Origin of the sequence: Paenibacillus sp. MBLB1832 (genome assembly GCF_032271945.1) — a bacterium.
GTDB classification, from domain to species: Bacteria; Bacillota; Bacilli; order Paenibacillales; family NBRC-103111; genus Paenibacillus_E; species Paenibacillus_E roseopurpureus.
In genome coordinates this window covers 5,018,128-5,044,684 of record NZ_CP130319.1, presented here as the reverse complement: position 1 = coordinate 5,044,684, position 26,557 = coordinate 5,018,128, and the positions used below count along the sequence as shown (strand labels likewise).

The window sequence follows — 26,557 nt, the reverse complement described above, 5'->3', positions numbered from 1 at the left end:
ATATTTTTGCTATAATCGAATAAATGGAACTACCAGGTTGTATTTACTGGTATAGGGGATTGTAGACAGATGATGGTTTCTGTAATTATGTGCGTGTTTAATACGAATGAAAGCGTGCTTAAACGTTCTATTCAGTCTATTTTATTACAAACATTTTCTGATTTTGAATTGATTATTTGTGATGATGGTTCTACTGATAATACTTACGAAATTCTATTAAATATTAGCAATAGTGACACTAGGATTAAGCTTATTAAGAATGATATAAACATGAAGGCAGCTGCTGCTCGAAACCGATGTATTTCACTATGCCAAGGAAAGTATATCGCGGTTATGGACGCAGACGATTTTTCTGATTTAAACAGACTTAAGATCCAAACGAATTTTTTGGAGAGTAATAATAAATTTGATTTTGTTGGAAGTAGTGCTTATTTATATAATGAAAAAGGTATATGGGGCCGTCGAAAGTATGCTAAATTCCCTACAAATAAAGATTTTCTATTTGTTTTACCATTTATTCATGCTTCAGTCATGTTTCGTAAGAAAGCACTAATGGAAGTTGGTGGATATCGAATAGCAAAGGAAACAATTCGAACTGAAGATTACGATTTATTCATGCGTCTATATGCTAGTGGTTGTAAGGGAGCGAACATTGAAGAAAGCTTGTACTATATCCAAGAGGATCAGTCTTTATACAAACGAAGGAAATATTATCATAAATTTAATGAAGCTATAGTGAGATGTAAGGGATTTAGAGCGCTGGGCTTATTACCAGGAGGTTTTTTTTATGTCATTAAGCCGCTTATTGTCGGGGTGATCCCGAATTCGTTACTTAATCTGCTGAAAGAAATATTCTATAAGCATAAGAAGATGGTGGATAAATGATTTTCCCAAAAGTATCGATCGTTATTCCCGTTTACAATGGTTCAAATTTTATGAAAGAGGCTATTGATAGCGCGTTGACACAAACATATTCAAACATTGAGGTCATTGTTGTAAACGATGGCTCTAACGATAATGGTGCAACCGATTCAATTGCAAGTTCTTATGGAGACAAGATTCGTTATTTCTCAAAGCCTAATGGTGGAGTGTCAACAGCTTTAAATCTTGGTATAACTGAAATGACTGGCGATTACTTCTCTTGGCTAAGTCATGACGACGTTTACAAGCCTGAAAAGGTGGCAAAGCAAATGGAATTTTTACAAGGCCTCGAAGGTAACGAGAATATGAACACCATAGTTTATGGTGGATATGAATTAATTAACGATAAATCCAAAACAATTGATGTTATAGATTACTCTAAACTTTATGAAAACTCTCAGCTATCGGTCTCACTTTTCCCCGTATTTAGAGGTCTTGCCAATGGATGTACCATGCTCATTCCTAAGAGCCAGTTTGATCGTGTTGGTTTGTTTGATGTAGGTTTAAGGACGACTCAAGATTATGAATTATGGTTTAGACTGTTTCGAGGGGCCATAGTTAAGTTTTGTCCTGGTATTTATCTTAAATCACGTATTCATTCGAATCAAACTGGTAGAACTAATAGGGAACATACAAATGAATGCGAGAAACTATGGATTTCTATGTTAGATTCAGTAAGCTATGAAGAAATGTGTGAGATAGATGGCACACCATATCATTTTTATATAAGAACAGCAGAATTTCTTAAAAGACATTCTTCTTATTGGGAAGCCGAAGAACATTCAAGAAATCTTGCAGAAAGAGAAATGAATAGAAATAACGGTTCAATACCAGAAGAAATAATTCGATCCAAAGTTCCAATTTCAATGTCAACTGGTGGAATAGTATATAAAGTTTTAAGAATTACACATTACGTAAGAAACAATGGATTTTCAAAGACTACCAAAAAAATATTAAAGAAATTTAACTGAACTTAAGTCAATTCCAACACTAAAAAAGTTGGACATAATGTGAGTAATAGATTTAAGGTGAAGATAGTTGGAAATGATCTTAGAATTTAGGAGTGAGAAAATGTTCAAAGATAAAACATTACTTATTACTGGTGGTACAGGCTCTTTTGGCAATGCGGTCCTTCGACGGTTTTTAAACAGTGAGATTAAGGAAATTCGTATATTTTCTCGTGATGAGAAGAAACAGGATGATCTTCGAAATGAATACAAAAATCCAAAGATAAAATTTTATGTTGGTGATGTTCGTGAATATTCAAGTATTGCAGCAGCTATGGGAGGCGTTGACTACGTGTTTCATGCTGCTGCCTTAAAGCAAGTTCCTTCCTGCGAGTTTTTTCCGTTAGAGGCGGTCCGTACTAACGTGTTGGGGACTGAAAATGTTTTAAATGCTGCAATAGCCAACCAAGTAAAAAAAGTAATTTGCTTATCCACCGACAAAGCGGTATATCCAATTAACGCTATGGGAATGTCTAAAGCTATGATGGAAAAGCTTGCCGTTTCTAAGGCAAGAATGGGAGCAAATCATGATACGATTATTTCTGTTACGCGTTATGGTAATGTAATGGCTTCTCGTGGCTCCGTTATTCCATTGTTTATAAAACAACTTAAGACGGGCCAATCTTTGACGATAACGGACCCTAACATGACAAGATTTATGATGTCTTTAGATGATGCTATTGATCTAGTTTTATTCGCATTTGAAAATGCGAAGGGTGGGGAGCTATTTATTCAAAAAGCTCCAGCTGCAACGATTGAGGTATTGGCTGAAGCTATGCGTGAAGTATTTGATATCAATGCTGACATTACTTGTATTGGAACTCGTCATGGTGAGAAGTTATATGAGACTTTGTTAACTCGTGAAGAAAAAGTAAAATCATATGATTTAGGTAGATACTTCATGGTTTCTATGGATGATCGTGACCTGAACTACGGTAAATTTTTTGTGGATGGAGAAAAAATAATTACAGAGGGGGAAGACTACAATTCTCACAATACTGAAATGCTTGATAGAGACCAAATGGTCGAAATGTTAAAAAAACTTGATTATATACAGAGTGAGCTGAAAAATAATGCATATGGTGAGGGCTATTAAATGAAAGTTATGACTATTGTCGGAACTCGTCCGGAAATTATTAAATTAAGTTGTGTTATTGAAGAGTTAGATAAATATACTGAACACACATTGGTTCACACTGGGCAAAATTATGATTATGAACTTAATGAGATATTTTTTACAGGTATGGGAATTCGTAAACCAGATATTTTTCTCGAAGCAGTCGGGAGTACAGCAGCTGAGACGATCGGTAATGTAATCATTAAAACCGACGAATTATTTAAGGATTTAAAACCAGATGCTGTTCTACTTTACGGAGATACGAACTCCTGTTTATCCGTAATTTCTGCTAAAAGAAACAAAATACCTATCTTTCATATGGAAGCTGGTAATCGCTGCTTTGATCAAAGGGTACCAGAGGAAATTAACCGTAAAATTGTTGATCAATTAAGCGACATAAATATGACTTTAACAGAGCATGCCCGCCGATATTTACTTGATGAAGGGATCCGACCAGAAACTATCATTAAAACAGGATCAAGCATGAAAGAAGTGTTGGAGCGGCAAGCGGAGAAGATCAATGCTAGTGATGTATTGACAAGATTGAAGCTCGATAAAAGTGGATATTTTGTCGTTAGCACTCATCGTGAAGAAAATATTGATTCCCCAGCGAATGTTAGCGATTTAGTTGAATCTTTAAATGCCATTGCTGAAACCTATTCAAAAAGAATCATTGTTTCCACACATCCTAGAACGCAAAAATTGATTGAAAAAGGGAATTTTATTTTTAATAACTTAATTGAATTAATGAAACCATTAGGCTTTGCTGATTATATTAAGCTTCAGCAAAATGCTTATTGTGTAATTTCGGATAGCGGAACAATTACAGAGGAATCTTCACTTTTACATTTCCCAGCGATTACAATCAGACAGGCTCACGAACGCCCAGAGGGAATGGACGAAGGTACACTGATAATGTCGGGGTTAAAGAAAAGTAATGTTCTTGATGCTATTAACCTTGTGGTTTCTCAATATTCTGAGAAGAAGCAACCGCTGAGAACTGTCCAAGATTATGACACAGATAATGTTTCTATAAAAGTTGTAAGAATTATCCTTAGCTATACGGATTATGTTAATCGTACAGTCTGGAAAAAAGAATAGCAAAAAAAGGAAGATTACAATGAAAAAGGTTGCTGTACTAGGTGCTACAGGCATGGCCGGGCATGTTATTGCTTTATTTCTTGAAGAAAAGGGATATGATGTTTATCGCATGTCTAGAAGCATTGCAAATTCAGATAAAAATGCTCAAATTGATGCTAGTGATTTCACGAGATTAATCAGTTGGCTCGATGAGATAAAACCAGATGTGGTTGTAAATTCCATCGGTATTCTGCAGAAGGAAGCAGATGCTCGTCCAGATTTAGCGATTCAACTTAATGCATATCTTCCACGCAAATTAGAACAACAGTTCAAAGGGAGCACGACTAAATTTATTCATTTGAGTACAGATTGTGTGTTCTCAGGAGAAACTGGAGGTTATACGGAGGATTCATTTCCTGATGGGATGACGATGTATGACCGTTCTAAAGCATTAGGTGAAGAGTTGTCAATGGGAAAGATCTTACTTTCCGCATGTCCATTATTGGCCCCGACACAGATGTGAATGGTACGGGTTTATTTAACTGGTTCATGAAGCAGCATGGCGTAACGAATGGGTACTCTAAAGCCATTTGGAATGGAGTAACTACTATTGAACTTTCTAAGGCAATTGACGCTGCTATCAGGCAAGAGTTATCAGGACTTTATCATTTAACACCAAAAGGTAAAATAAATAAATTTGATTTACTGTGCTTATTTCAAAAGGAGTTTAAAAAGAAAGATTTAGAAATTGTGCTCTATGAGAACTTTGGAGTTGATAAAACTTTAATTAATACACGTACGGATTTTAATTACGTAATCCCAACATACCCAGAAATGATTAAAGAAATGGCTTCATGGGTAAATAAATATAAATGGTTATATTACTATGAATAAATTATTCGTCATGTTAACCGGTTTTTTTAAGTATAATAATTTACTATTTGAGTTAGTAGTTAGAGATATAAAGGTCCGCTATAGAAAATCAATACTAGGACTATTTTGGACATTGTTAAACCCATTGATGACAATGTTAGTAATGACAATTGTATTTTCATCACTATTTAAATCAAATATTCCTCATTTTCCAGTTTATTATCTAACAGGAAGCATCTTATTTAGTTTTCATTCTGAAGCGACTTCACAAGCGCTAACTTCAATCATAACAAATGCAAGCTTGATAAAAAAAGTATATATTCCCAAGTATTTATTTCCATTGTCTAGAGTGTTGTCAAGCATGGTGAATTTAGGATTCGCGTTTATTGCATTATTATTAGTAATGATTATTGATGGAGCACCATTTAAAGGCACAATATTTCTGTTTCTTTTACCAATTTTTTATCTGACGCTTTTTACCACGGGTTTAAGTTTAATTTTGTCCGCGATAACAGTATTTTTTCGAGACATAAACCATCTATATGGAGTATTTACCTTACTTTGGACGTACATGACACCTATTTTCTATCCAGTATCAATAATTTCAGATCAATATAGATGGATATATGAATACAATCCAATGTACTATTATATTAGTTTTTTTCGTGAGATCATTATAAATGGAAGTTTTCCTGGGATCAGTGATAATATTTTGTGCTTCACAATAGGAATAATATCATTAACGATGGGGTTATTTACTTTCTACAAGTGTCAGAATAAATTTATTCTACACGTATAACAAATGTAGCAATTTGGAGGAATCATTTTGTCAGAGAATATAGTCGAAATTAATGATGTTTCCATGTTGTTTAATCTTAGTCGTGAGAAAGTCGATAACATTAAGGAGTATTTCGTCCGGCTGATACAAGGGAAATTAACATTTGAGGAATTTTGGGCATTGAGAAACGTTTCCTTCAATATTAAAAAAGGCGAGTCTATGGGCATTCTAGGTTTGAATGGTAGTGGTAAAAGTACTCTTCTCAAAATAATTGCTGGTATACTTAAACCAACAACTGGAAAAATATCGGTCTATGGTACCGTCGCTCCCCTGATAGAACTTGGTGCTGGTTTCGATTTCGAATTAACTGCCAAAGAGAATATTTTTTTGAACGGAGCAATTTTTGGTTACAGCAGATCTCAAATGAAGGAACAATTTGAAGAAATCATTGATTTTGCTGAATTGTGGGATTTTGTTGATGTTCCGATAAAAAATTTTTCTTCTGGTATGGTTGCTAGGCTGGGTTTTTCAATTGCGACATTAAGCAAACCAGATGTTTTAATTGCAGACGAAATATTAGGGGTAGGGGATCACAAGTTTCAAATGAAGTGTGAGAGAAGAATGGAAGAGATTATAAATAATGGGGCAACTGTTATTCTTGTATCACATTCAATTGATAGTGTTAGAAAGATCTGTTCTCAAGCTGCATGGCTGAATAAGGGGCAATTAGTTAATGTGGGTTCTGCAGAATTAGTTTGTAATGAATATATGGCTAGCATGGAATGAGTTGATATTGTTCATATGAAAATACTGCATATCACAGAAACCATGGCTACAGGTGTGTTAAAATACTTACAGGAAGTAATTGAGGCTGATCACTATAGTGGAGCGCAGCATTTAATACTTTATTCATCAAAGAGAGAAAATACACCAATAGATTTAAACAAGCATTTTCCGGATTCAGTTTCACTGATTGAGATGAATATGAATTTTAATTCTAGCTACGCTTGTATACAATGTATTAAATTATTGCATGCACAAATATCCAAAATAAAACCTGATGCTATTCATTTGCATTCTTCTATCGCAGGTTTTTTAGGTAGAATAGTATCAGTATGTTTCCCAAAGGTAAAAGTATTCTACACACCTCACGGGTATAGTTTTTTAATGACAAATAAATCGAAAGTAATTAGAGCGGTATTTTGGACAGCAGAATTTATCTTATCACAAATTAATGGAAAAATTATTGCTTGCTCTAAAAGTGAATTTAGATATGCAAATAAATTAAGTCCGATTCGAAAACCTTTTTTATTAGAAAATTGTATAAAAGCTGGTCCTAGTATAAGTAAAGAAAAAATAGCGACTTCCAAGAATATCATTGGTGTTGGTCGATTGGAACATCAAAAAAATCCTAAATTATTTATCGAAATTATTGCTGAACTCAAAAAAATTGATCCAACAATAAATGCCATATGGATTGGAGATGGTTCACTAAAGTCAGATTGTGAGGAACAAAATTATGCTCTTAATGCTGAGGTTAATTTCACAGGATGGCTTTCAAATGCAAAAACCATTGAGTTTCTTGAAGATTCGATGGTTTTTCTTCAAACATCAAATTGGGAAGGACTTCCTTATTCAGTGTTAGAAGCATTTTCTATTGGTCTTCCAGTGGTTGCTAGTAACATTGAAAGCCACAGAGACTTAATAGATAGCGGATATATTTGTTTTATTTCAGCTAATAAAAAGCAATTTGTCGAAAATATATTAAATTTATTGCGTAATAGAGAGCTTTGTCGTGATGTTTTTGAAAAAAATAGAAAAAGTATAGAAAGAAATTATGCAAACTTTTCATATACAATTAACAACATTTATAACAACAAATAAATAGAAAAACAATGATTCTAGGGGATGTTGTATGAAACTTACCTTATTTATTTTCAATATTAATAGAATCAATTAGGCATCAAATATCGAAGCATTGTTATAAATTATTGGTAAAATTAAAATCTAGTAATAAGAATGCAATAAATATAATTCCATTTACCAAATAGCAAAAGTGATGTATCCTGTACCTTGGCTCTCTCTTTTGTAGGAACTCTAATTAATGATTGATCTTTCGTGAAAAATTGCAAACGAGAAGGGGAACTTAAATGAATTGTTTTAAACCGCTAGTAACAATTATTATTCCAGTTTATAACGGCTCCAATTATATTAAGGAAGCAATTGAAAGTGCTTTGGCACAAACATATGAAAATATTGAAATTATTGTTGTAAATGATGGTTCAAATGATGACGGAAAAACAGAAGAGATTGCGCTAACTTACGGGGATAGAATTAAATATTTTTCAAAAGAAAATGGCGGCACATCTACCGCATTGAATTTAGGTATTAAAAATATGAAAGGAGAATATTTCTCGTGGCTTAGTCACGATGATACTTATTATCCAGAAAAAATCGAAATGCAAATAACGGAACTATCTAAATTGTCAGAAAAAAATACAATTATGATGTCTGACTTAGATGGTATAGATGAAAATTATAAAAAAATATATAAAACAAACTACAATGAACATATAAAACAATATCCACCTAGGGAGAATTCAAGGATACATCCTATTATTTATAATCAAACACATGGATGCACGCTATTAATTCCGAAAGTTTGCTTTGATACTGTTGGTTTATTTGATGAAAAAGAGTTAGTAGCTCAAGATTTTGAGTTTTTCTACCGAGCATTTCTAGAATTTCCACATAAATTGATTTCAAAAGTATTAGTAACTGCTCGTGATTCATCCAATAGACAAGGTAGAAGAAGTAAGTCACGTGGTGATCAAGAGTACAGTAAACTTTTCATCAAAATTATCGAAAACTTAAATGATGATGAACTTAAGTCCCTTGCGCCAAGTCGCATTGAGTTCTATATGGATATGCTCAATTTCTTTAAAGATGCAGAATATAGTATTGCCTTAGAATATATTAGAAATAAAATGTTTTCGAATTTACAAATTTCTTCCTATGACTTATTAGGTAGTAGATTTAATGGGCATGATTTGCATAATTATTTACGAGAGAACGGTATTAATGCAAAACAATTGGTACTAAATAAACTTTCCGACGACGATACTACATTCCAATATAATTTTGACGCTCCAAATGGAAGTAAGGAATTGCTACAACAAAGTATATTTCTTGATGCAGATATTGTTCATATGCATTTAATCCATAATATAATTGACACTAATTATTTACCGATAATTTCAAGGCTAAAACCGACTATACTTTCTCTTCATGATCCATTTTTCCTTGGCGGTCATTGTGTGCATCATTTTGATTGTAAAAAATGGAAAACACATTGTTTTGACTGTTCATACCTTGATAAAGATTTTAAGCTTTTTAATGATATCACTGCTTTGAATTTTGCATTGAAAAAAGATGCAATTCAGAACTCTGATATTGTTGCAATTGTAGCATCAAAGTGGATGCTGAGAAAAGTAGAAGAGTCACCAGTGTGGAATGGGAAAAAAGTATATTACTTACCATTTGGTATTGATCAAAGTTTGTTTAAGCCAGGAGATAAGATTGCAGAAAGAAACAAGCTAAAAATACCTACCGAAGATACGGTCCTTATGTTTAGAAGTGACACAGTAGAATTCAAGGGTTTAGATATTATTATTAATGCTTTGGCCAGTTTAAGTAATAAAAAGAATATTACTTTGATTACTGTTGGGAAAAAAGGACTATTAAGGGATTTAACAAATATGTTTAACATTATTGAATATGATTGGATCAATAATGATGAGACAATGGTTAGTTTGTACCAAGCTTGTGATATTTTCCTTATGCCATCAAGACAAGAAAGTTTCGGTTTAATGGCTATCGAAGCTATGAGCTGTGGAAAAATGGTTCTTACAATTGAAGGTGAAGGAACTGCTTTGCCCGAAGTGATTAATGCTCCTTTCTGTGGAGTTTCAGTAAAAGAGGAAGATTATCCAAAAGAGTTGGCTAGACTAATAGAAAGCAAATTTGAAGTGCTTGATCGAGGAAACAAATGTGCAGATTATGCGAGAGTGAATTACTCGAAAGATAAATATGTAAATGAAATGATTCAAATTTATAGCGAAGTTATTGAAAGTAAAAAATATGATGATGATACAAAAATATTGTTACAGCAACTAAAAAAATATCCTAACGACAATTTCATGGTTTCAGGAAATAAAAGTGTAGTGGCAGTTCAAGAAATAATTAGAAAGAATGAACGTTTAAAAAAAGGCGTACGTGTGTGTGCTCGGGCAGCGTGGAACGTTATAACTATTTTAAATTTAAAATCAGTTGTCACTTCAACACGTTTGTATTCGAAATTGTATAAAAATGGAACGATTGATAAGTTGCGCGGATAAAAAATGATGCTTTTACGGAGTTGTGGTGATTTGATTAACCAAAAAACAAAAGGACTGTATTATGAATGAGCGCTAATGGTAACAGCAAAAACTTAGAAAATACAGGCGAACGTTTTATTCCGGGCTTATTTGATATGTTGACATCTGATGAACACTGGCAAAGGTATATATCTGTAAGTGCTTTTGTAGAAAATAAGGTAGTTCTGGATATTGCTTCAGGTGAAGGATACGGTTCTAACTATATAGCACAAACTGCAAATAAAGTGTTTGGTGTCGATATTTCAGAAGAAGCCATTGAACATGCCCAACAGAAATATAATAGAGAGAATTTGTGTTTTTCAGTTGGTTCTGTTGACAAGCTTGGATTTGAAAAAGATTTTTTTGATACAATTGTTAGTTTTGAAACAATTGAGCACGTTGGACAAGATGTCCAAGAAAAATTTCTGACAGAAGTAAAACGAGTTTTAAAACAAGATGGAGTCTTTATCGTATCATGCCCGAATAAAGCCATAGCATCTGATTTAGCTTTTGATCTTTGGGGTTATTCAAATGAATTTCATTTAAAAGAATATTATTTAGATGAATTTAAAGAATTTTTATCAAACTATTTTGAGAATGTACAATTTCTATATCAAAGAAGTGAGATTGCAATAATATTAAACGATTTTGACGCGGATTCTTTAAAAATATTAAGAATGGCGGAAAAGGATCATAGTGATGTTCAGAATATAATAGCAGTTTGCAGTCAAAACGAAATTGATGTTTCAAGTATGAATTCAATAGTATTGGATAATAGGCACAGATACCTTGATAATAATAAAAATGTATCAGGTTTGATTAAATCAAACACCAATTTACAAGGCTCATTGAATTCGACGCTTGAAGTATTTATGCAGACTGATCAAAAACTTCATGATGCGAACCTTGATTTGCTTCAAAAAGAACAACAATTAAGTATGGCACATAGCCAGCTCGAACAAAAAGATCAGCTAATTGAAAATATTAAAGATCAACTCAAACAAAAAGATTATCAACTTAGTGTCACTAGTAGCAAATTACACCAAATGGAGCGACAACTTAGTGATTCTGAAGCACATATGAAAAAATTGGAGAAACAATTTGAACAAAAAGATGTAGAAATTCAGGTTATCTTAAACTCAACTTCTTGGAAATTTACAAAACCGTTGAGAAGACTGGAATCTATTTTTCGGAAATTAAGGAAAGATTCAGAATAAAGACATTTCGTACAATATCTTTCAAAACTAGAAACAGTCGTGTTTAATAAAAAGTCACTCTTAGTATAGAGTGGCTTTTTTGAAGTGAATTATCGTATTATAATGTTAAGTATTATTTTAATAGTTAAACAGCAGTATTAGATCACGCCGCATTTATCTCAATATTAATCTAGAGCGGTTATCCACCTCGTCAGCGTCTTTTGGCTATATGCGTTTGGCTTCTCGAAGCTATTCCCAAACGTACCACGGTTCAATCAGTACCAATTGGGCTACCTAAACCCAGATGAAGCCTATCCTATTGATTCTCTTGTAGGTGCTTTTATGCTTATACGCCGCGAAGCGATCGATCAAGTCGGTATGCTGGATGAGACATTTTTTATGTATGGCGAGGATATCGATTGGTGTTATAGAATAAAAGAAGCGGGCTGGATCAACTATTATTATCCTCGTACTCAAATTGTCCATCACAAAGGGGCAAGTAGCCGCCGTAAGCCGTATAAAATCATCTTTGAGTTTCACAGAGCGATGATTTTGTTCCACAATAAGCACTACCGCAAGAGGTATTCATGGATGACGAATTTCTTGGTGTACGTAGGCGTGGGTTTAAAGTTTGTATTGTCTCTAGTTAGAAATAAATTACGTCCAGCGAGGTGATTCCGTTTGATACGACAAAGTCAAGGCTTTCTGACGCAGCTGTACGCATTGGCGGATTTCGTCTGTATTCAGCTTGTCTTCCTTTTGTCATGGTGGTTAAAATTTAAAAGCGGCTGGATACCGTATGGCTCTTCGTTGCCCTTTAAACACTACGTAATGTGGAGCGTTACATACGCTATTATTGCTATCTTTATAAGCTATTTAATTAATTTCTACACACCAAAAAGAAGGAAACGTTTCTCCTTCGAGGTTTTGAAAATCATTCAAGTGCACGTATTCAGCCTACTGATGCTGTTAAGTGTTCTTTTTATTCTCAAAGAAGTGGATGTATCCCGGTCGTATCTCTTACTTTTTCTAGTAAACAATATTCTGGTTATCAGCGCTTATCGATATTTTATCAAAACTTCACTCAAACGCGCCCGTCAAAAGGGCTATAACAAGCAATTCATTCTCATCCTCGGTGCAGGCTCGCTTGGTCGCAAGTTCTATTCCAAGCTGAAACAACATCCCGAATTAGGCTATGAGGTAGTTGGCTTCCTCGATGATTACCAAGAAAAGCATGAGCTGCCCTACCAAAGCTACAAGCCGATTATCGGTAAGATTGATGAGCTTGAGTCGATTCTAAATGATCGAATTGTAGACGAAGTCATCATCGCGCTCCCATTGGACGCCCATCAGAAATTCGGAAGCATCATTAATGTTTGCGAAAAAATAGGGGTCAAAACGCTCATCATTCCTGACTTTTATGATTTCCTACCATCTAGACCGTATTTCGACAATTTCGCGGATATGCCGTTGATTAATGTACGTGATATTCCTTTGGATGAATTTCGAAATCGCTTGTTCAAACGCACCTTCGACATCTTCTTCGCCTCTATGGCGATCTTGATCACTCTGCCCGTCATGCTAGCCGCAGCCATCGCCATCAAAATCTCGTCCGAAGGCCCCATCATCTTCAAACAAGAACGTGTGGGCCTGAATCGCAGAAACTTCATGATGTACAAGTTCCGCAGCATGAAGGTGTTGGGGGACCAAGTTGCGAACACGGAGTGGACGGTTGAAAATGATCCACGGCGGACGAAGGTGGGCACGTTCCTGCGCAAAACGAGCCTCGACGAGCTGCCGCAGTTCTTCAATGTGCTATTCGGGCACATGAGTGTGGTTGGGCCAAGGCCGGAGCGTCCTTACTTCGTGGAACAATTTAAGGAAGAAGTGCCGAAGTATATGGTGAAGCATCATATTCGGCCAGGTATTACCGGATGGGCGCAGAGTAATGGCCTGCGTGGCGACACATCGATTGAGGAACGCATTAAGCACGATATTTTCTATATTGAAAATTGGACGTTCCTTTTTGACATTAAGATTATCTGGAGAACTGTCATTAATGGCTTTATCAACAAAAATGCGTATTGATCGGAATTTGTAATAAAAATTATCACATTCCCTTGCATGATTCGCCAACATTTTCCCCATACTATTGCATATACTGAGTAGGCGGGGAGGTTTTGGATATGATCGATCATGAAGACGCTTACCATGAAGATCAGGTGTTGGTTGGCAAGGGTTTGATTGTCGGTGTGCTGTTCGGGTCCCTGATCTGGGCATGTATTATTGCGGGGATTGTGTACATGTGGTAAAAGCATGCAAACGTCGCGTACAACTATACAAGTGAGGCTGCTGAGGCTGTGAGGCTATCAGCAGTCTTTTTGCATTCAGGTATTGGTATAATCCTATAGCAAGCGAATGTCCGAAGCTTTTGACTCCCTTTTCGCATAGGATAGTCGAAAGAGGTGAATGAAATCATGAAGCTCACGTCCACAGTGATTGCGGGCCTTCTTATTATTGAACCTGAGGTGCATGAGGATCATCGGGGCTTTTTTATGGAAAGTTACCATGCCGGGAAGCTGGCGGAGTTAGGGATTACTACAACATTTGTACAGGATAATCATTCACTTTCAGAAGAAGTTGGTGTGCTGCGCGGCTTGCATTATCAATTGCATCCGCATGCACAAACAAAGCTGGTTCGTGTGATATCAGGCGCGATCTATGATGTGGCAGTTGATATTCGTCCAGATTCCCCGACTTTTGGCAAGTGGGTTGGAGTCACGCTAAGCGCCGCGAATAAGCGGCAATTGTTAGTCCCGCAGGGCTTTGCCCATGGGTTCTGTACGTTGGAGCCGCGGACCCAGGTGTTGTACAAGGTGGATGCCTATTATTCACCACAGCATGAACGAGGAATTCTGTGGAATGATCCGGCTATCGGCATAACGTGGCCGACAACCAGCCCTATTTTATCCCAAAAGGATGAAAAGCATCCGTTACTAAAGGTTGCGGAGATTCATTTTTGAAATGATATGATGGGTTATGGAAGTCGAAAGGTAGTGCTTTTTAATACGACACTGAGTTATAATGAAATAAGAATGCTTGTTGTGACAAGGAGTGAATGTCGTGGCTGAGATGACAGACCGTGAATTTTTAAGTGCAATGTTAGGAAGAATCAATGAAATAGGTGCCGATGTAACAGCGATTAAAGATCGAGTTGAAAATATGGATCGAAGATTAAGCCGTGTGGAAGATCGATTAGACTCAATGGACATCAGATTAAATGCAGTAAATACTTCGTTACAAGAAGTCAAACAAGTTCAAATTCAACAAGGCGAGCAAATTGCTGGCATTGCGGTGACCATGATGGAGCACGCGGCAAGTATTCGAACACTTAAATTAGCCAAGTAAGAGCAGGATTAGATAATTCTAATCTTGCTCTTTTTCTTAAATGGCAATCAACTGCAACTCTTTTCGAACAAGCCTAGACTCGTCTGCATAATCGAACAAGTCCCCTCATATGCATGTACCATGAGGAAAGTTAATCATGAGTGAGGGGATGATCGAATGCGCCGGGTCACATGGGTGTTAGCCGTGGTAATGTGCGTAGCATTGGTTCTCGCAGGATGCGGGATGGGGAAAAGGGATGCAGGATCTATCGTCAAGGATTTGGATCATGTGATGGGCAAGTCGAGCAGCTATCAGGCATCAGGCAGTATGATTCTGAACACAGGGCAGCAGCCGCAGGAGTATCAGGTTGAGGTGGCGTTCTCGCCTGAGCATTTCTATCGGATTTCCCTTACGAATGCAACGAAAGATGTCACTCAGATTGTATTGCGCAATGAGGAAGGCGTGTTCGTGTTGACACCGCACCTCAAGAAGAGCTTCCGCTTCCAAAGCGAATGGCCAGAGAATCAAGGCCAAGTGTATCTGTTCCAATCGTTAGCGAAAAGCATTATCGCGGACAAGGATCGTCAATTTACGACGGAGAAGGATGCCTACGTATTTGACGTTGCCGCGAACTATCAGAATGAGCAGCTGTCCCGCCAGAAAATTTGGCTGAATAAGAAAACGCTGGCACCATCACAGGTGCAAGTCTCCGATGCGAATCAAAATGTGTTGGTGCAAGTGACGTTCACGAATTTTGAATTCGATACGAAGTTCGATAAGGATTATTTCCAAATGGAGCGCAACATGACGAGCTGGAACATGCAGCAAACAATGCCGACAATGTCCGATGTAGCGGCAACGGGTGCCGATCACCCAAGCGACAAATCGGTGACGGACAAAAATCTGTCCGCAACAGGCGGGCAATCTGACCAATCCAAGACACAAGCCGATTCGAAGGCGGCTGGGGCAACGAAACCAGACGCGAGCAAATCAGCACAAACAACGGCAAAAGCGCAAAGCATTGGTATCGTCGAGCCGTATTACTTGCCGAAGGATGTTGTGAAGCAGGACATCAGTGATATGAAGCTGGGTCAAGATGCTGCGGTTCTACTCAGATACAAAGGGAAATACAACTTTAATCTGATCGAGGTAAGACCTCAAGCGAAGGCCGTAGCGTTGCAGCCAGGCGATATCGTGGATCTCGGTTTTACGATCGGTGTTCTTACCGGAGCAGATGCTAAGGACGGAGCTAGAACGCTCACATGGACCAATGACGGAGTCGAGTACCGTATGTTCTCAGGCGATATGCCGACGAATGAAATGATTCAAGTAGCCATGGCGACAGACGGTCAGTCTGGTAAGTAGTAGAATAAGGCTCTCTGTACCGTTTGGTGCAGGGGCCTTTCTATGTTTTTTCACATTTTAAGAAATAAAAACATAAGAAGTTTTAACCAACTCCCACGAAAGGGAGTTTTTTTGGTATAATGCAACTTTGGAGTGAATAGATAATTGGAGTGTTTAGGATGACAAACATGGAAGAAATAACTTGGGAACAGCAACGACAGTTTTGGGAAAATGAGACGAAGGCTTTCGAAGTGTTTTTGATCGAAGAGGGGAAGTTAAAGGAAGACACTGTCAAGAAGCATGTGTTTCGCATGGATTTTGTGATGACAGAATACTTCGTGCGTTATGAAATTAGCTATGCGGATGTAACAGGTGAAACGATTGTCGATTTCGTAGGCAGATTCTTAATCAGTCATGTACTGACAACCAAGGAATCCGATATCGGAGCCTATTTGACTTCTTTCAAAAAGTGGATTCAATTCCTTCAAACGACATCAAAAATTTCAAAAGAACAATACACTTCAATGATTGAAGTTTGCAAATATAAATCGTATTTCGACGAACGATTCGATGAATACATGCACGCAGATAATGACTACGCCCTGGAGCGTTGGCTGAACTCCAACGACATCGAATATCACATCGAACAACAGACGCCGCCTGACAAAAGGAAGCTGAAACCGCTTGTAGTTGACACGAAGCTGCAGCAGCTTTGGATGGATGGGCGGACAGCAGTCCCGCAAATTGTATCTGAATTTAAAGCGTTTCTGGAAGCTGTTCGCAAGGGAAGCAACGTGAAGCTGTCCGCTGCGCGCAAGCATTTGCCTCGGAAGTTCTGGCACGAGCTGGATGAGCAGTTGAACATGAAGCTGATCCGCAAACCGACGTTAAATCAGGATCAGGAGCCTGTGTTTCAATTCTTTTTCTATGTAGCCATCGTGTTAGGCATGACGGTTGAAGGTATTCAGCTCGAGATGAACGAAAAGCAGGTCGATAGCTATTTGGCGCTTTCTGAGCAGCAACAAGCGACCATTCTCTTGGATGCGCTATGGAATCGAGTGAACTGGGGAATTCTGCAGGAAGTCAATGAGGGCGGTCGTCCCGAAGATATTCAGGCTTGGCGAAGAGCCATTGCGAGTGTATTAGCAAGCTGGCCAGTGAAGCGTGAACACATCGTAGATCAGGAATGGAAGAAGCATAGACAATCCGGCATCCTGCTGGATACGGGTGTAGATGTGTTTTTACACGCGGTTGCAACGGTGCTGGTGCGCTTTGGATTGATCACAGCAACGTATCCGCCTGAATCCGAAATGAAATATGGGTCTATGCGGCAGCCAGCCCTGATGGCAGTTCAAGAGTCAGGTAACCGCGTTTTTCGGTATTTTGTGAATGAAGCGGCTTACGTTTTGAATAGTGCCCCTGTGGCGGTTGCAGCAGAAGCCAAAATCGGACGTAATGACCCGTGCTCCTGCGGCAGCGGCAAAAAGTACAAAAAGTGCTGTTTATAAATATGGATTTGGATAAAAGAGGTGAACGCTGGTGGATGCATTTTATCGGCCCACGTGGGTAGAAATTTCATTGGATGCGCTGCGAAGCAACATTGAACAATTTCAGAAGGTACTGCCTGCAGGGATGAAACAGATGGCAGTCGTTAAAGCGGATGCTTACGGACACGGGGCAGTAGAGGTATCCAAAGAGGTTCTCGCCGCGGGCGTTGACTATTTGGGTGTTGCTTTCTTTGATGAAGCGCTGGAACTTCGAAACGCTGGGATAACCGCACCCATTTTGGTTCTAGGTTATACGCCGCCAGAAGGGATTAATCGTGCGCGAGCACTGGATGTCACGATTGCCGTATATAGCCGAGATGTGTTAGAAGCGCTCAAAGAGCAAAGTCGTAAGCCTGAGAACGCAACTCAGAAAAAGTTGAAAATCCATATCAAGCTGGATACAGGGATGGGGCGGCTCGGTTTGCATACAGAAGCAGATGCGATCCCTTTTATTGAGGAAGCGCTGACGCTGCCGAATGTGGAAGTAGAAGGCCTGTTTACCCATTATGCAAATGCCGATGAAGTGGATAAGACGTATACACTCGAGCAATACGCTCGCTTTGAGCGAATCGTGAGCTATTTTACTGATCAAGGTGTCGCGTTTCCTTATATTCATGCGGGGAACAGCGCGGCGGCGATCGATTTGCCAGGATTAACGTATTCGATGGTGCGTTTGGGAATTTCCATGTATGGCTTATACCCCTCCAAGGATGTCGATCAATCGAAGATCGAGCTGAAGCCTGTGCTGAGTCTCAAAACAGGGATTGTCCACCTCAAAACGCTGCCAGCAGGCTCAGGCGTAAGCTACGGAACGATCTATCATACCAAAGGGGATGAGAGGATCGGAACGCTGCCGATTGGCTATGCGGATGGGTATTCGAGAATGCTTTCAGGCAAAGCAGAGGTACTGGTCCGAGGCAAAAGAGTGCCGATCGTCGGTCGCATTTGTATGGATCAATGTATGATCAATGTAACGGACGTACCTGACGTGCAGGCCTTAGATGAGGTTGTACTCATTGGTGAGCAGGAAGGAGAGCGGATTTCCGCGGAGGATGTCGCTGACCAGCTGGGGACGATCAATTATGAAATCATTTGCATGATTTCACATCGGGTTGCCCGTGTATACGTGCGAAACGGGGAACGTGTCGAGGCTCTAAACCCGCTAATGCGTCATCGCTACTAGGGGGAAATGAATTTTCATGAAATTACCATGCCAATTAGGCAGCTCATGGAGAGGATTTTCATAATCGGATATAGAATAGTATGCAATAACAATCTTATATCCTCTGGTGTAGCATAATTGATATACCCTAGGCATATATCTATTGTATAATTTGGTTTTTGAAATGCCATACTGGTAATATTGTCTTTGTATCGTTTCTGGGGGTGCGAGAGTGTGAGTAATGCGCATAATACGAAAAGGATCATGATTAGCTTGCCTGACAATCTGTTGCAGGAAGTGGACGGGATTGTTGAGAAGGAGAACTCCAACCGGAGTGAATTCATTCGTCAGGCAATGAAGCTGTATTTAATTGAACGCAAAAAGCGCAGTCTACGCGAATCCATGCAGCGTGGGTATATGGAAATGGCGAAAATAAATCTCAGCATGGCATCTGAAGCTTTTCAAGCGGAGGAAGAAGCGGACGGAACGCTTGATCGCTTAGTAAGCGGGGTGTAAGACGTGATTGTGAAACGTGGCGATGTGTTTTTCGCAGATCTTTCGCCGGTTGTAGGGTCTGAGCAGGGTGGAGTCCGTCCTGTTCTAGTGATCCAGAATGATATCGGCAACCGCTTTAGCCCCACCGTGATTGTTGCAGCGATTACAGCACAAATCCAGAAGGCAAAGCTTCCTACGCATGTGGAAATTGATGCGGAAACGCACGGTTTCGATCGTGATTCGGTCATTCTGCTTGAGCAAATCAGAACGATCGATAAGCAAAGGCTAACGGACAAAATTACGCATTTGGATGAAGAAACGATGCGAAAGGTTGACGACGCTTTGCAAATAAGTGTGGGTCTGATAGAATTTTAAATAGGGTCTGGAACGGACGAGGGCGAAGGTACCCTCGTTTTTTGGTTTGTACATACATATACATACGATACATAGAGGAGAGGTATGACTGATGGCGAACGTGGAAGAACTCAATGTGAAAGCAGGGTCAGAAGGGCAACAACCCAAAGCAAGTGAGTATGAGGAGCCTCGTGAGAAGCTGCAAATTTCGGAGGAGAAGAAGGCGGAGATTCAGGAGCGAATCCTAAAGCAAATCTCCGCTGAACTTGGGCTGCCAGCAGGCAAAGTGAAGACGACAATGGGCCTCTTGGATGAGGGCAATACGATCCCTTTTATTGCCCGTTACCGGAAGGAAATGACGGGGGAGCTGGACGAGAATCAGCTGCGGGATATCGAGGAGCGATTACAATACTTACGTAATCTCGAGGATCGGAAGATTGAAGTTGTCCGCCTGATCGATGAGCAGGGCAAGCTGACGGACGAGCTGCGCACGGCGATTGAACGAGCAGCGAAGCTGCAGGAAATCGAGGATTTGTACCGCCCTTACCGTCAGAAACGGAAGACCAGAGCGAGTGTTGCCAAGGAGCGCGGACTAGAGCCGCTGGCGATGTGGATATGGAAGCAGCCGCGTCAAGGCTCGCTGGAACTTGAAGCTGAGCGCTACGTCAACGTGGATAAGGGGGTTGGAAGCGCCGCAGAGGCAATTCAAGGCGCGATGGATATTCTAGCGGAGAATATCGCGGATGATGCGAAAATCCGGGCTTGGGTGCGCCGCTACACGCAGGATAACGGGATCTTACGGACAGAAGCGAAGGATGCCAAAGCAGAGTCCGTCTATGAGATGTACTACGCGTATCAAGAGCCTGTGAAGCGGATGCCGCCGCATCGGATTCTCGCGATTAATCGCGGGGAGCGGGAAGAGATTCTAAAGGTTGGCTTAGATGTGCAAGCTGACAAAATCCATGACTTCATGCTGCGTCAAATCGTAAGAGGCGATTCCGTGGTGCGTGACGTGCTGCGGTCGATTGTGGAAGACGCATATAAAAGATTGATCGCACCCTCGATCGAGCGCGAGGTGCGCGGCGAAATGACGGAGATGGGCGAGGAGCAGGCGATTAAGATTTTCGCGGAAAATCTGCGTAATCTGCTGCTGCAAGCGCCCGTCAAGGGCCATGTCGTCCTTGGTGTCGATCCAGCCTATCGGACAGGCTGTAAGCTGGCTGTCATCGACGACACCGGCAAAATGCTTGAAATCGCCGTCACCTACCCCACGCCACCGAACAATAAGGTGGCGGAAGCGAAGGCGAAGTTCAAGCAGTTGATCAGCAAATACAGCGTGGAGCTGATCGTGATCGGGAATGGAACGGCGTCCCGTGAAACGGAGCAGTTCGTTGCGGAGCTGATCGGTGAGATCAAGGAGCGGAAGCTCAAGTACTTGATCGTCAGCGAAGCGGGCGCGAGCGTATACTCAGCGTCGAAGCTGGCGCAGACGGAGTTTCCTGAGCTCGACGTGGCGGAGCGGAGCGCGATTTCGATCGCGCGGAGGCTGCAGGACCCGCTCGCGGAGCTTGTGAAAATCGAGCCGAAAGCAATCGGCGTCGGACAGTACCAGCATGACGTTTCGCAGAAACGTCTGGACGAGAACTTGAAGGCCGTTGTAGAATCGGCCGTTAACCATGTCGGGGTGGACTTGAACACGGCGTCCCCGTCCTTGCTGTCGTACGTGTCGGGGGTGAATGCGACACTGGCGAAAAACATCGTGAAGTATCGCGAGGAGAATGGCAAGTTCAGCTCCCGTCAGGAGCTGTCGAAGGTTCCGCGCCTCGGCGCGAAATCCTTCGAGCAGTGTGTCGGGTTCATGCGGATTCCAGGCGGCCGGAACCCGCTCGACAACACCCCGATCCATCCGGAGTCTTACGACGTGGTGGATCGGTTGTTCAAGGAGCTGCGCGTCGAGCTCGCGCAGCTGGGTTCACAGCAGCTGCTAGCGCTGCTGGGGACGGTGGAGCCAGAGGAACTGGCTCCGAAGCTGGGCGTAGGTGTCCCGACGCTGCGGGACATCCTAGACAGCCTGCAGCGGCCTGGGCGGGATCCGCGGGACGAAGTCCCCGCGCCGATCTTCCGCACCGACGTGCTGCAGTTGGAAGACCTTGTGCCGGGCATGGAATTGACCGGCACGGTACGCAACGTCATCGACTTCGGCGCCTTCGTCGATATCGGCATCAAGAACGATGGGCTGGTGCACATCTCCCAGCTCAAGAACGGCTTCGTGAAACATCCGATGGATGTCGTTTCCGTCGGGGATATCGTCCAAGTGTGGGTGCTTAACGTGGACCAGAAGAAAGGCCGCGTCGGCTTAACGATGAAAAAGCCACAACAATAGATCAGGTAAGGCAGCTGGGAGCCGTGGGCTCTCGGCTGCTTTTTTTTATCAAACTAATAGTCAGCCCCACCTCCTCCAAAAGAATTCAATAGAAGCGGTCAACCACCGTTATTTCACCAGAAACAAGCTAATCCATCAGTTTAGAGGTGGTTGACCACCCTTAATTGCTCACATTAATCACCAACCGTGGCACAAAGGTAACTTTAGAAGCGGTCAACCACCGCTATTTCACTAGAAACAAGTTAATCCATCAGTTTAAGAGTGGTTGACCACCCTTAACTGATCGCGAGCCCCGCCAATCGGCGCTCAAACGTCTAACTAGTACCATCACCTCCCGCGTTATTCACCACATAAATCCTCGCGTGCCGCCGATGGCTGGCGACCAACGAGAGGATGCCTTCTGTGGTGAGACGAATGAGCCACTCGGCAGCGATCTGGATATGTACGTTGCATTCAGCCGCGACGTCTAGGAGCCTGACTTTTCCGTTGCGGCGATGGGCGAGGCGAAGGATGGACTGCTTCCGCAGCTCCCAGAACGCGCTCTCACGTTCAGCAGGAGAAGGAGCCGCTGTCATGCGCTGTTTTGACGATGCGAAGGGTAACACATTCCCCTTGGACTTGATTGGCTCCCTAGAGTTCACTTCGCTCTTTTTAGCCACTTTGGCAAACTCCCTCGACTTCACCTCCCTTTTTTTAGACTCATGCTTTCGGTCCCTCTGAATCACCTCACTCTTTTTAACCTCATGCTGCAATTGATAGGCACTTGCTCCTTCCCGCACCATGGTTAAGTGGTTTACTCCTGAATGGTTTTGCTCTTTACTTTGCTTTTGACTTTTCTTGCCGATCATTTGCAAGTACTTTTCGCTATAATAGCTGTTCATGTTCATTCGGCGATGCTTTTCACGCATTTTACGTAGCCATGCACGGCTGCATTGCGGCATGCTGTTTCCCCCTTTTTTTAAAACAAAAAAACACACTGGATCGGCAGCAGAAACTGCCAGACCAAGTGTGCTTCACTTCGCTGGTAAAAATATTTGTTTTTTCGGGCTTTCGACTTAATGTTACAATTATTTACAGTATAGTAGGCTCATTTCAAATATGCAACTAATATTTACCAAATGTTTACTAAAGATTTACTAAAGAATTCATCAAGATTATCTCTATGTACGCGAGGCAAAAAAGCCAGCACTTGTCGACACAAGTACTAGCTTTTTGATCAAAATTTACGTTTACTCGGTCCATCTGTCGATTGGCCATCAGGCCATTCTTCCTGTGAACGGCGAGTGCGGTAAAAGTACCAGCTTTCATTCAATAATTTGATTTGTCTACGGTTTTTGTTCTGGAAGGCACGCATTAATTGATTACAAAGCCATTGAGGCATATGCCCATCCCCTTCTTTGCCATGTACTTATAGCATATGAAGGTGAAGGATAATGGGTGCAGGTCCTTCCATTTTAGAGATCAAATTCCTCTTCGTACCACTGCTCGAGCTGAGCTTGAAGTGCGCGGATTTCTGTCAGTAAGGAGATCAGGGGATATGATTTCTCTTGGATACCCGCGAACGATTTCTCCAAACGATTGATGTAATCCAAGCCATTGGTAAGCGTGTACGATGGGCCGATCAACTCCAGGTCATCACATTCAGCAATAACACGCGGCAATTGAGGCACATGGTCAGCTGTCAATTTATCTAGTTCTTTGTGCAAACGTTGGTTCAAAGCAGTTAATTGGTAGGAATAGGAGGAAGGCATTTCGACGAATTCGAGTTGTTGGTCAAGCTTGAGAATGGCATAGCGCATCTGTGGCATGGAGCTTTTCAAATCCTCTCTGTATAGGGCTTTCGATCTTCTTTTCTACTTGACAGTATAGCGGTACATACGGTACAAATTCAAGTAAGAACTTGTCATGCGCATGGTTGTAGTGACGTATCAGTAGGAGTGTCGTACTATGGAAGATCAAGAGCTGCAGCAATGGATTGAGCAGATTTCAATGGCGTCGTTCGGCAGACCCTTCGTGCATCAGGCGCGTTTTAACCGCAGATTGCGGTCGACGGGCGGTCGTTATTTTATGAAATCACATGATATCGAGATCAGTTGGAACCAGTGGGAAACGTTTGGCCGAGACGAAATCGAGAAAATTATTAAGCATGAGCTATGCCATTATCACCTGCATATCATGAAGCGAGGCTACAAGCATCGTGACCATGATTTCAAAACGCTGCTAGCCCAAGTCGGCGGTTCGAGGTACTGCCAGTCATTGCCCAAGCCACGAGCCAAGCAAGCTTATAAATATCGACTGGAATGTGTGAAGTGTCGAACAGCCTATCTTCGTAAGCGGAAAATGGACGTTAGTAAGTATGCTTGTGGTAATTGCCGGGGAAAATTGAAATTGGTTACTCTTGACTTAACATCACCTTCATAATAAAATAAAACTTGTTCATTCCCTGATAGCTCAGTTGGTAGAGCACTCGACTGTTAATCGAGTTGTCACAGGTTCGAGTCCTGTTCGGGGAGCCATATGGAGAGATACCCAAGTGGCTATAAGGGGACCCTCTGCTAAGGGGTTAGACTGCGTAAGCGGTGCGAGGGTTCGAATCCCTCTCTCTCCGTCACGTATAAGCTCAACGGCATCAAGTCGTCGGGCTTATTTTTTTGTTTTTTTTCTAAATCATATCTAACAAATTTTTAATACCCAGCAAACGTTTGTCCCCTATAGTTGATAAAAATGATTCACCATGGGGGTATTACAGTGGCAAAATTATTATCAATACGTGTACGGCTCATTTTATTAGTATTAATTCCTTCCTTGCTATACGTAGGTACGAGCGTGTATTTACTGCAGATTAATCAATCCACTACAGATACGTTGACCTCTTCCTTGTATGAGACGACAGAGAAGAGTACCTCACTGATTTTGAATGCCGACCGGGATATGTATCAAGCTTTGACGGCTTATCAGTTGTTGGTGTCAGGCACATTGAGCGGGGATGAGAAAGCCAGCCAGCTGAAAGTGATGAAAGACAATATTGACCAAACGAATACGAGGGTCGGGCAGGCTGTTACGATTTTACAGGATAAAGACTTACTTCAAAGCGCCCACAATCAGTCGAGTGTGACGATTGAACAAAGCGCAGCCCGTTTCCATACCTCGTTCGATCAATGGGTTAGAGAGGCAAATGCCGTCGTACAGGCGGGCAGCGTTGGTAAAGGCGTTGTGAATGATGCGAAGCTCACGGCTGCGTTCGAAAAAGGGCGCGAAGGCCTCAACGTTATCGGGGAAACTCTGGATAGCTATGCGCAAGAAAGTATTCAAGTTATCCATGAGGATAGTGACGTAAATGCGCGCAGCATCTATATCGGTATAGCTATAGTTGTTCTTTTTCTAGCGGCTGCAGGCAGCCTAGTCATTAAGCGAATTATGGCGACGGTACGGCGGATTTTGACCATTACGAGTCAGGTTGCAGCGGGGGATTTGCGGCATGAACCGCAGACCTCGTATGCGAAGGATGAGTTTGGGCGGATTTCGGAGTCGGTTGATGATATGGTGGCGAAAATGAAGGGATTAATCGGTGCGATCGCGTCGAACACGCAATTCGTGCAGGATGCCTCGGTGGATCTCTCGGGCAGTGCCAAAGAATCGGCAAGCGCGGCAGAGCATGTCGCTACGAATATTCAAGAGATGACACAGGATGTGGAACTACAAACACGGAGCAGTGAGGAAACGAGCCGTGCCATGGAAGAAATGGCGATCGGGATTCAACGGGTAGCTGAAAATTCAGGTGTAATGGCGGAACACTCGTCATTAACTTCGCAACATGCGGCGATTGGAAATGAGCTGCTCTCCAAGCTCCAGACGCAGATTACCAACATGTTGAACTCTGTTGAACAGTTGGCGGCGACCGTACAATCCTTGACGCGAAAATCCGACGAAATCGGGCTCATTGCTTCGAGTATCACCAATTTTGCCAATCAGACGAATCTCTTATCGTTGAATGCTTCGATTGAGGCAGCCCGAGCAGGGGAGCATGGCAAAGGCTTCAATGTCGTCGCGCATGAAATCCGCAAGCTGGCTGCACAATCTATTGAATCGGCCGATGGCATTAATCAGCTTATTCATGAGACACGTGTCGAGATCGCCAGCGTTTCCGAATCGATGCAAATGACGAAGCAGGAAGCAAGCGCTGGCTCGCACATGATGCAGGAAGTGAATCAAAGCTTTGAGACGATAATGCAATCGGTGACGCACATCGTCACACAGATTCATGAGACCTCCGCGATCACTGAGCAAATGTCGGCGAGTTCTGAAGAGATTTCGGCGACGATGGATCATGCAGCAGCAAGCTCGTCCCAGATTTTGACGAGATCCCAAACGGTCGCAGCGGCTACGGAAGAACAGCTGGCCATGATGCAGAATATTGCGGCGGCTGCTGAGCAGTTGCGCAATGTTGTGGATACGCTGAACGAGTCAGTGTCGTATTTTAAAACCAAGTAGTGCAGGC

26 protein-coding genes, 2 tRNA genes and 1 pseudogene are annotated in these 26,557 nt (G+C 41.4%); 26 read left to right on the top strand and 3 right to left on the bottom strand.

Annotated elements, in window-relative coordinates:
• The first annotated feature begins 69 nt into the window (after positions 1–69).
• The 22 genes and pseudogenes from MJB10_RS22750 (at position 70) to MJB10_RS22650 (ending at position 22,059) form a co-directional block, all read left to right on the top strand.
• Positions 70–885, top strand: coding sequence for a glycosyltransferase family 2 protein (locus tag MJB10_RS22750; RefSeq protein ID WP_314798832.1), 816 nt, complete (start codon positions 70–72; stop codon positions 883–885).
• Positions 882–1,892, top strand: a complete 1,011-nt coding sequence (locus MJB10_RS22745) for a glycosyltransferase (protein ID WP_314798830.1) — start codon at positions 882–884, stop codon at positions 1,890–1,892. Before MJB10_RS22750 ends, MJB10_RS22745 begins: the two co-directional genes overlap by 4 nt.
• 100 nt (positions 1,893–1,992) lie before the next feature.
• A complete protein-coding gene (locus MJB10_RS22740) occupies positions 1,993–3,024 on the top strand; it encodes a polysaccharide biosynthesis protein (protein ID WP_314798827.1) in 1,032 nt (343 codons plus the stop codon).
• Complete coding sequence (wecB, locus tag MJB10_RS22735) at positions 3,025–4,146, top strand: non-hydrolyzing UDP-N-acetylglucosamine 2-epimerase (protein WP_314798825.1); 1,122 nt, start codon at positions 3,025–3,027, stop codon at positions 4,144–4,146.
• A 19-nt stretch (positions 4,147–4,165) separates the two neighbouring features.
• Positions 4,166–4,648, top strand: coding sequence for a sugar nucleotide-binding protein (locus MJB10_RS22730; protein WP_314798822.1), 483 nt, complete (start codon positions 4,166–4,168; stop codon positions 4,646–4,648).
• A gap of 26 nt (positions 4,649–4,674) precedes the next feature.
• Positions 4,675–5,019 carry a hypothetical protein gene (locus MJB10_RS22725; protein WP_314798819.1) on the top strand — a complete coding sequence of 115 codons (345 nt, stop codon included), beginning with the start codon at positions 4,675–4,677 and terminating at the stop codon, positions 5,017–5,019.
• Positions 5,012–5,797, top strand: a complete 786-nt coding sequence (locus MJB10_RS26765) for an ABC transporter permease (RefSeq protein ID WP_397386555.1) — start codon at positions 5,012–5,014, stop codon at positions 5,795–5,797. Before MJB10_RS22725 ends, MJB10_RS26765 begins: the two co-directional genes overlap by 8 nt.
• Before the next feature lie 27 nt (positions 5,798–5,824).
• Complete coding sequence (locus MJB10_RS22720; RefSeq protein ID WP_314798817.1) at positions 5,825–6,562, top strand: ABC transporter ATP-binding protein; 738 nt, start codon at positions 5,825–5,827, stop codon at positions 6,560–6,562.
• Positions 6,563–6,577: 15 nt separating this feature from the next.
• On the top strand, positions 6,578–7,660 hold the full coding sequence (locus MJB10_RS22715) for a glycosyltransferase (RefSeq protein WP_314798815.1): 1,083 nt from the start codon (positions 6,578–6,580) through the stop codon (positions 7,658–7,660).
• Between the two features lie 266 nt (positions 7,661–7,926).
• Positions 7,927–10,173 (top strand): glycosyltransferase, encoded by a 2,247-nt coding sequence (locus MJB10_RS22710; protein WP_314798812.1) that lies wholly within the window; start codon positions 7,927–7,929, stop codon positions 10,171–10,173.
• Positions 10,174–10,238: 65 nt separating this feature from the next.
• Positions 10,239–11,408, top strand: coding sequence for a methyltransferase domain-containing protein (locus tag MJB10_RS22705; RefSeq protein WP_314798809.1), 1,170 nt, complete (start codon positions 10,239–10,241; stop codon positions 11,406–11,408).
• A 192-nt stretch (positions 11,409–11,600) separates the two neighbouring features.
• Positions 11,601–12,062: pseudogene (locus tag MJB10_RS22700) on the top strand (glycosyltransferase family 2 protein); the annotation flags it as partial.
• Positions 12,063–12,068: 6 nt separating this feature from the next.
• Complete coding sequence (locus tag MJB10_RS22695; RefSeq protein WP_314798807.1) at positions 12,069–13,475, top strand: undecaprenyl-phosphate glucose phosphotransferase; 1,407 nt, start codon at positions 12,069–12,071, stop codon at positions 13,473–13,475.
• Positions 13,476–13,573: 98 nt separating this feature from the next.
• Positions 13,574–13,699, top strand: a complete 126-nt coding sequence (locus tag MJB10_RS22690; protein WP_314798804.1) for a hypothetical protein — start codon at positions 13,574–13,576, stop codon at positions 13,697–13,699.
• Positions 13,700–13,864: 165 nt separating this feature from the next.
• Complete coding sequence (gene rfbC / locus MJB10_RS22685; protein ID WP_314798801.1) at positions 13,865–14,410, top strand: dTDP-4-dehydrorhamnose 3,5-epimerase; 546 nt, start codon at positions 13,865–13,867, stop codon at positions 14,408–14,410.
• A 100-nt stretch (positions 14,411–14,510) separates the two neighbouring features.
• Positions 14,511–14,795, top strand: coding sequence for a hypothetical protein (locus MJB10_RS22680; protein WP_314798798.1), 285 nt, complete (start codon positions 14,511–14,513; stop codon positions 14,793–14,795).
• Between the two features lie 222 nt (positions 14,796–15,017).
• Positions 15,018–16,139 (top strand): LolA family protein, encoded by a 1,122-nt coding sequence (locus tag MJB10_RS22675; RefSeq protein WP_397386554.1) that lies wholly within the window; start codon positions 15,018–15,020, stop codon positions 16,137–16,139.
• Between the two features lie 158 nt (positions 16,140–16,297).
• Positions 16,298–17,626 carry a YecA family protein gene (locus MJB10_RS22670; protein ID WP_314798792.1) on the top strand — a complete coding sequence of 443 codons (1,329 nt, stop codon included), beginning with the start codon at positions 16,298–16,300 and terminating at the stop codon, positions 17,624–17,626.
• A gap of 31 nt (positions 17,627–17,657) precedes the next feature.
• The gene (gene alr, locus MJB10_RS22665) at positions 17,658–18,848 is read left to right on the top strand and encodes an alanine racemase (RefSeq protein ID WP_314798789.1); all 1,191 of its coding nucleotides are present in this window, start codon (positions 17,658–17,660) and stop codon (positions 18,846–18,848) included.
• 213 nt (positions 18,849–19,061) lie between these two features.
• Complete coding sequence (locus MJB10_RS22660; protein WP_028553892.1) at positions 19,062–19,343, top strand: CopG family ribbon-helix-helix protein; 282 nt, start codon at positions 19,062–19,064, stop codon at positions 19,341–19,343.
• Between the two features lie 3 nt (positions 19,344–19,346).
• The gene (locus MJB10_RS22655; RefSeq protein WP_028553893.1) at positions 19,347–19,697 is read left to right on the top strand and encodes a type II toxin-antitoxin system PemK/MazF family toxin; all 351 of its coding nucleotides are present in this window, start codon (positions 19,347–19,349) and stop codon (positions 19,695–19,697) included.
• 91 nt (positions 19,698–19,788) lie between these two features.
• A complete protein-coding gene (locus tag MJB10_RS22650; RefSeq protein ID WP_314798774.1) occupies positions 19,789–22,059 on the top strand; it encodes a Tex family protein in 2,271 nt (756 codons plus the stop codon).
• 314 nt (positions 22,060–22,373) lie between these two features.
• Here the strand turns inward: MJB10_RS22650 and MJB10_RS22645 are convergent, their stop codons facing one another.
• The 3 genes from MJB10_RS22645 to MJB10_RS22635 all read right to left on the bottom strand — a co-directional run bounded on the left by MJB10_RS22645 (position 22,374) and on the right by MJB10_RS22635 (position 23,867).
• A complete protein-coding gene (locus MJB10_RS22645; RefSeq protein WP_314798772.1) occupies positions 22,374–23,000 on the bottom strand; it encodes a hypothetical protein in 627 nt (208 codons plus the stop codon).
• A gap of 275 nt (positions 23,001–23,275) precedes the next feature.
• Positions 23,276–23,440 (bottom strand): cortex morphogenetic protein CmpA, encoded by a 165-nt coding sequence (gene cmpA, locus MJB10_RS22640; RefSeq protein WP_314798769.1) that lies wholly within the window; start codon positions 23,438–23,440, stop codon positions 23,276–23,278.
• 73 nt (positions 23,441–23,513) lie between these two features.
• A complete protein-coding gene (locus tag MJB10_RS22635; protein WP_314798766.1) occupies positions 23,514–23,867 on the bottom strand; it encodes a hydrolase/acyltransferase in 354 nt (117 codons plus the stop codon).
• A gap of 139 nt (positions 23,868–24,006) precedes the next feature.
• On the opposite strand from MJB10_RS22635, the gene MJB10_RS22630 reads away from it, so the two are divergent.
• From MJB10_RS22630 to MJB10_RS22615, 4 genes are all read left to right on the top strand, one after another.
• Positions 24,007–24,480 (top strand): SprT family protein, encoded by a 474-nt coding sequence (locus tag MJB10_RS22630; RefSeq protein WP_314798763.1) that lies wholly within the window; start codon positions 24,007–24,009, stop codon positions 24,478–24,480.
• Between the two features lie 19 nt (positions 24,481–24,499).
• Positions 24,500–24,575: transfer RNA gene (locus tag MJB10_RS22625), tRNA-Asn, on the top strand.
• A 3-nt stretch (positions 24,576–24,578) separates the two neighbouring features.
• Positions 24,579–24,667: transfer RNA gene (locus tag MJB10_RS22620), tRNA-Ser, on the top strand.
• Between the two features lie 140 nt (positions 24,668–24,807).
• Entirely contained in the window at positions 24,808–26,550 is a 1,743-nt protein-coding gene (locus MJB10_RS22615) for a methyl-accepting chemotaxis protein (protein ID WP_314798760.1), read from the top strand.
• Positions 26,551–26,557 lie beyond the last annotated feature (7 nt).

What these genes read in the sequence shown, in the direction of transcription:
- MJB10_RS22750 (WP_314798832.1), top strand. Translation starts at nt 70, where the DNA reads ATGATGGTTTCTGTAATTATGTGCGTGTTTAATACGAATGAAAGCGTG.
- MJB10_RS22745 (WP_314798830.1), top strand. Translation starts at nt 882, where the DNA reads ATGATTTTCCCAAAAGTATCGATCGTTATTCCCGTTTACAATGGTTCA.
- MJB10_RS22740 (WP_314798827.1), top strand. Translation starts at nt 1,993, where the DNA reads ATGTTCAAAGATAAAACATTACTTATTACTGGTGGTACAGGCTCTTTT.
- wecB (WP_314798825.1), top strand. Translation starts at nt 3,025, where the DNA reads ATGAAAGTTATGACTATTGTCGGAACTCGTCCGGAAATTATTAAATTA.
- MJB10_RS22730 (WP_314798822.1), top strand. Translation starts at nt 4,166, where the DNA reads ATGAAAAAGGTTGCTGTACTAGGTGCTACAGGCATGGCCGGGCATGTT.
- MJB10_RS22725 (WP_314798819.1), top strand. Translation starts at nt 4,675, where the DNA reads ATGAAGCAGCATGGCGTAACGAATGGGTACTCTAAAGCCATTTGGAAT.
- MJB10_RS26765 (WP_397386555.1), top strand. Translation starts at nt 5,012, where the DNA reads ATGAATAAATTATTCGTCATGTTAACCGGTTTTTTTAAGTATAATAAT.
- MJB10_RS22715 (WP_314798815.1), top strand. Translation starts at nt 6,578, where the DNA reads ATGAAAATACTGCATATCACAGAAACCATGGCTACAGGTGTGTTAAAA.
- MJB10_RS22710 (WP_314798812.1), top strand. Translation starts at nt 7,927, where the DNA reads ATGAATTGTTTTAAACCGCTAGTAACAATTATTATTCCAGTTTATAAC.
- MJB10_RS22705 (WP_314798809.1), top strand. Translation starts at nt 10,239, where the DNA reads ATGAGCGCTAATGGTAACAGCAAAAACTTAGAAAATACAGGCGAACGT.
- MJB10_RS22690 (WP_314798804.1), top strand. Translation starts at nt 13,574, where the DNA reads ATGATCGATCATGAAGACGCTTACCATGAAGATCAGGTGTTGGTTGGC.
- rfbC (WP_314798801.1), top strand. Translation starts at nt 13,865, where the DNA reads ATGAAGCTCACGTCCACAGTGATTGCGGGCCTTCTTATTATTGAACCT.
- MJB10_RS22675 (WP_397386554.1), top strand. Translation starts at nt 15,018, where the DNA reads ATGGGGAAAAGGGATGCAGGATCTATCGTCAAGGATTTGGATCATGTG.
- MJB10_RS22670 (WP_314798792.1), top strand. Translation starts at nt 16,298, where the DNA reads ATGACAAACATGGAAGAAATAACTTGGGAACAGCAACGACAGTTTTGG.
- MJB10_RS22650 (WP_314798774.1), top strand. Translation starts at nt 19,789, where the DNA reads ATGGCGAACGTGGAAGAACTCAATGTGAAAGCAGGGTCAGAAGGGCAA.
- MJB10_RS22645 (WP_314798772.1), bottom strand. Translation starts at nt 23,000, where the DNA reads ATGCCGCAATGCAGCCGTGCATGGCTACGTAAAATGCGTGAAAAGCAT.
- cmpA (WP_314798769.1), bottom strand. Translation starts at nt 23,440, where the DNA reads ATGCCTCAATGGCTTTGTAATCAATTAATGCGTGCCTTCCAGAACAAA.
- MJB10_RS22635 (WP_314798766.1), bottom strand. Translation starts at nt 23,867, where the DNA reads ATGCCACAGATGCGCTATGCCATTCTCAAGCTTGACCAACAACTCGAA.
- MJB10_RS22630 (WP_314798763.1), top strand. Translation starts at nt 24,007, where the DNA reads ATGGAAGATCAAGAGCTGCAGCAATGGATTGAGCAGATTTCAATGGCG.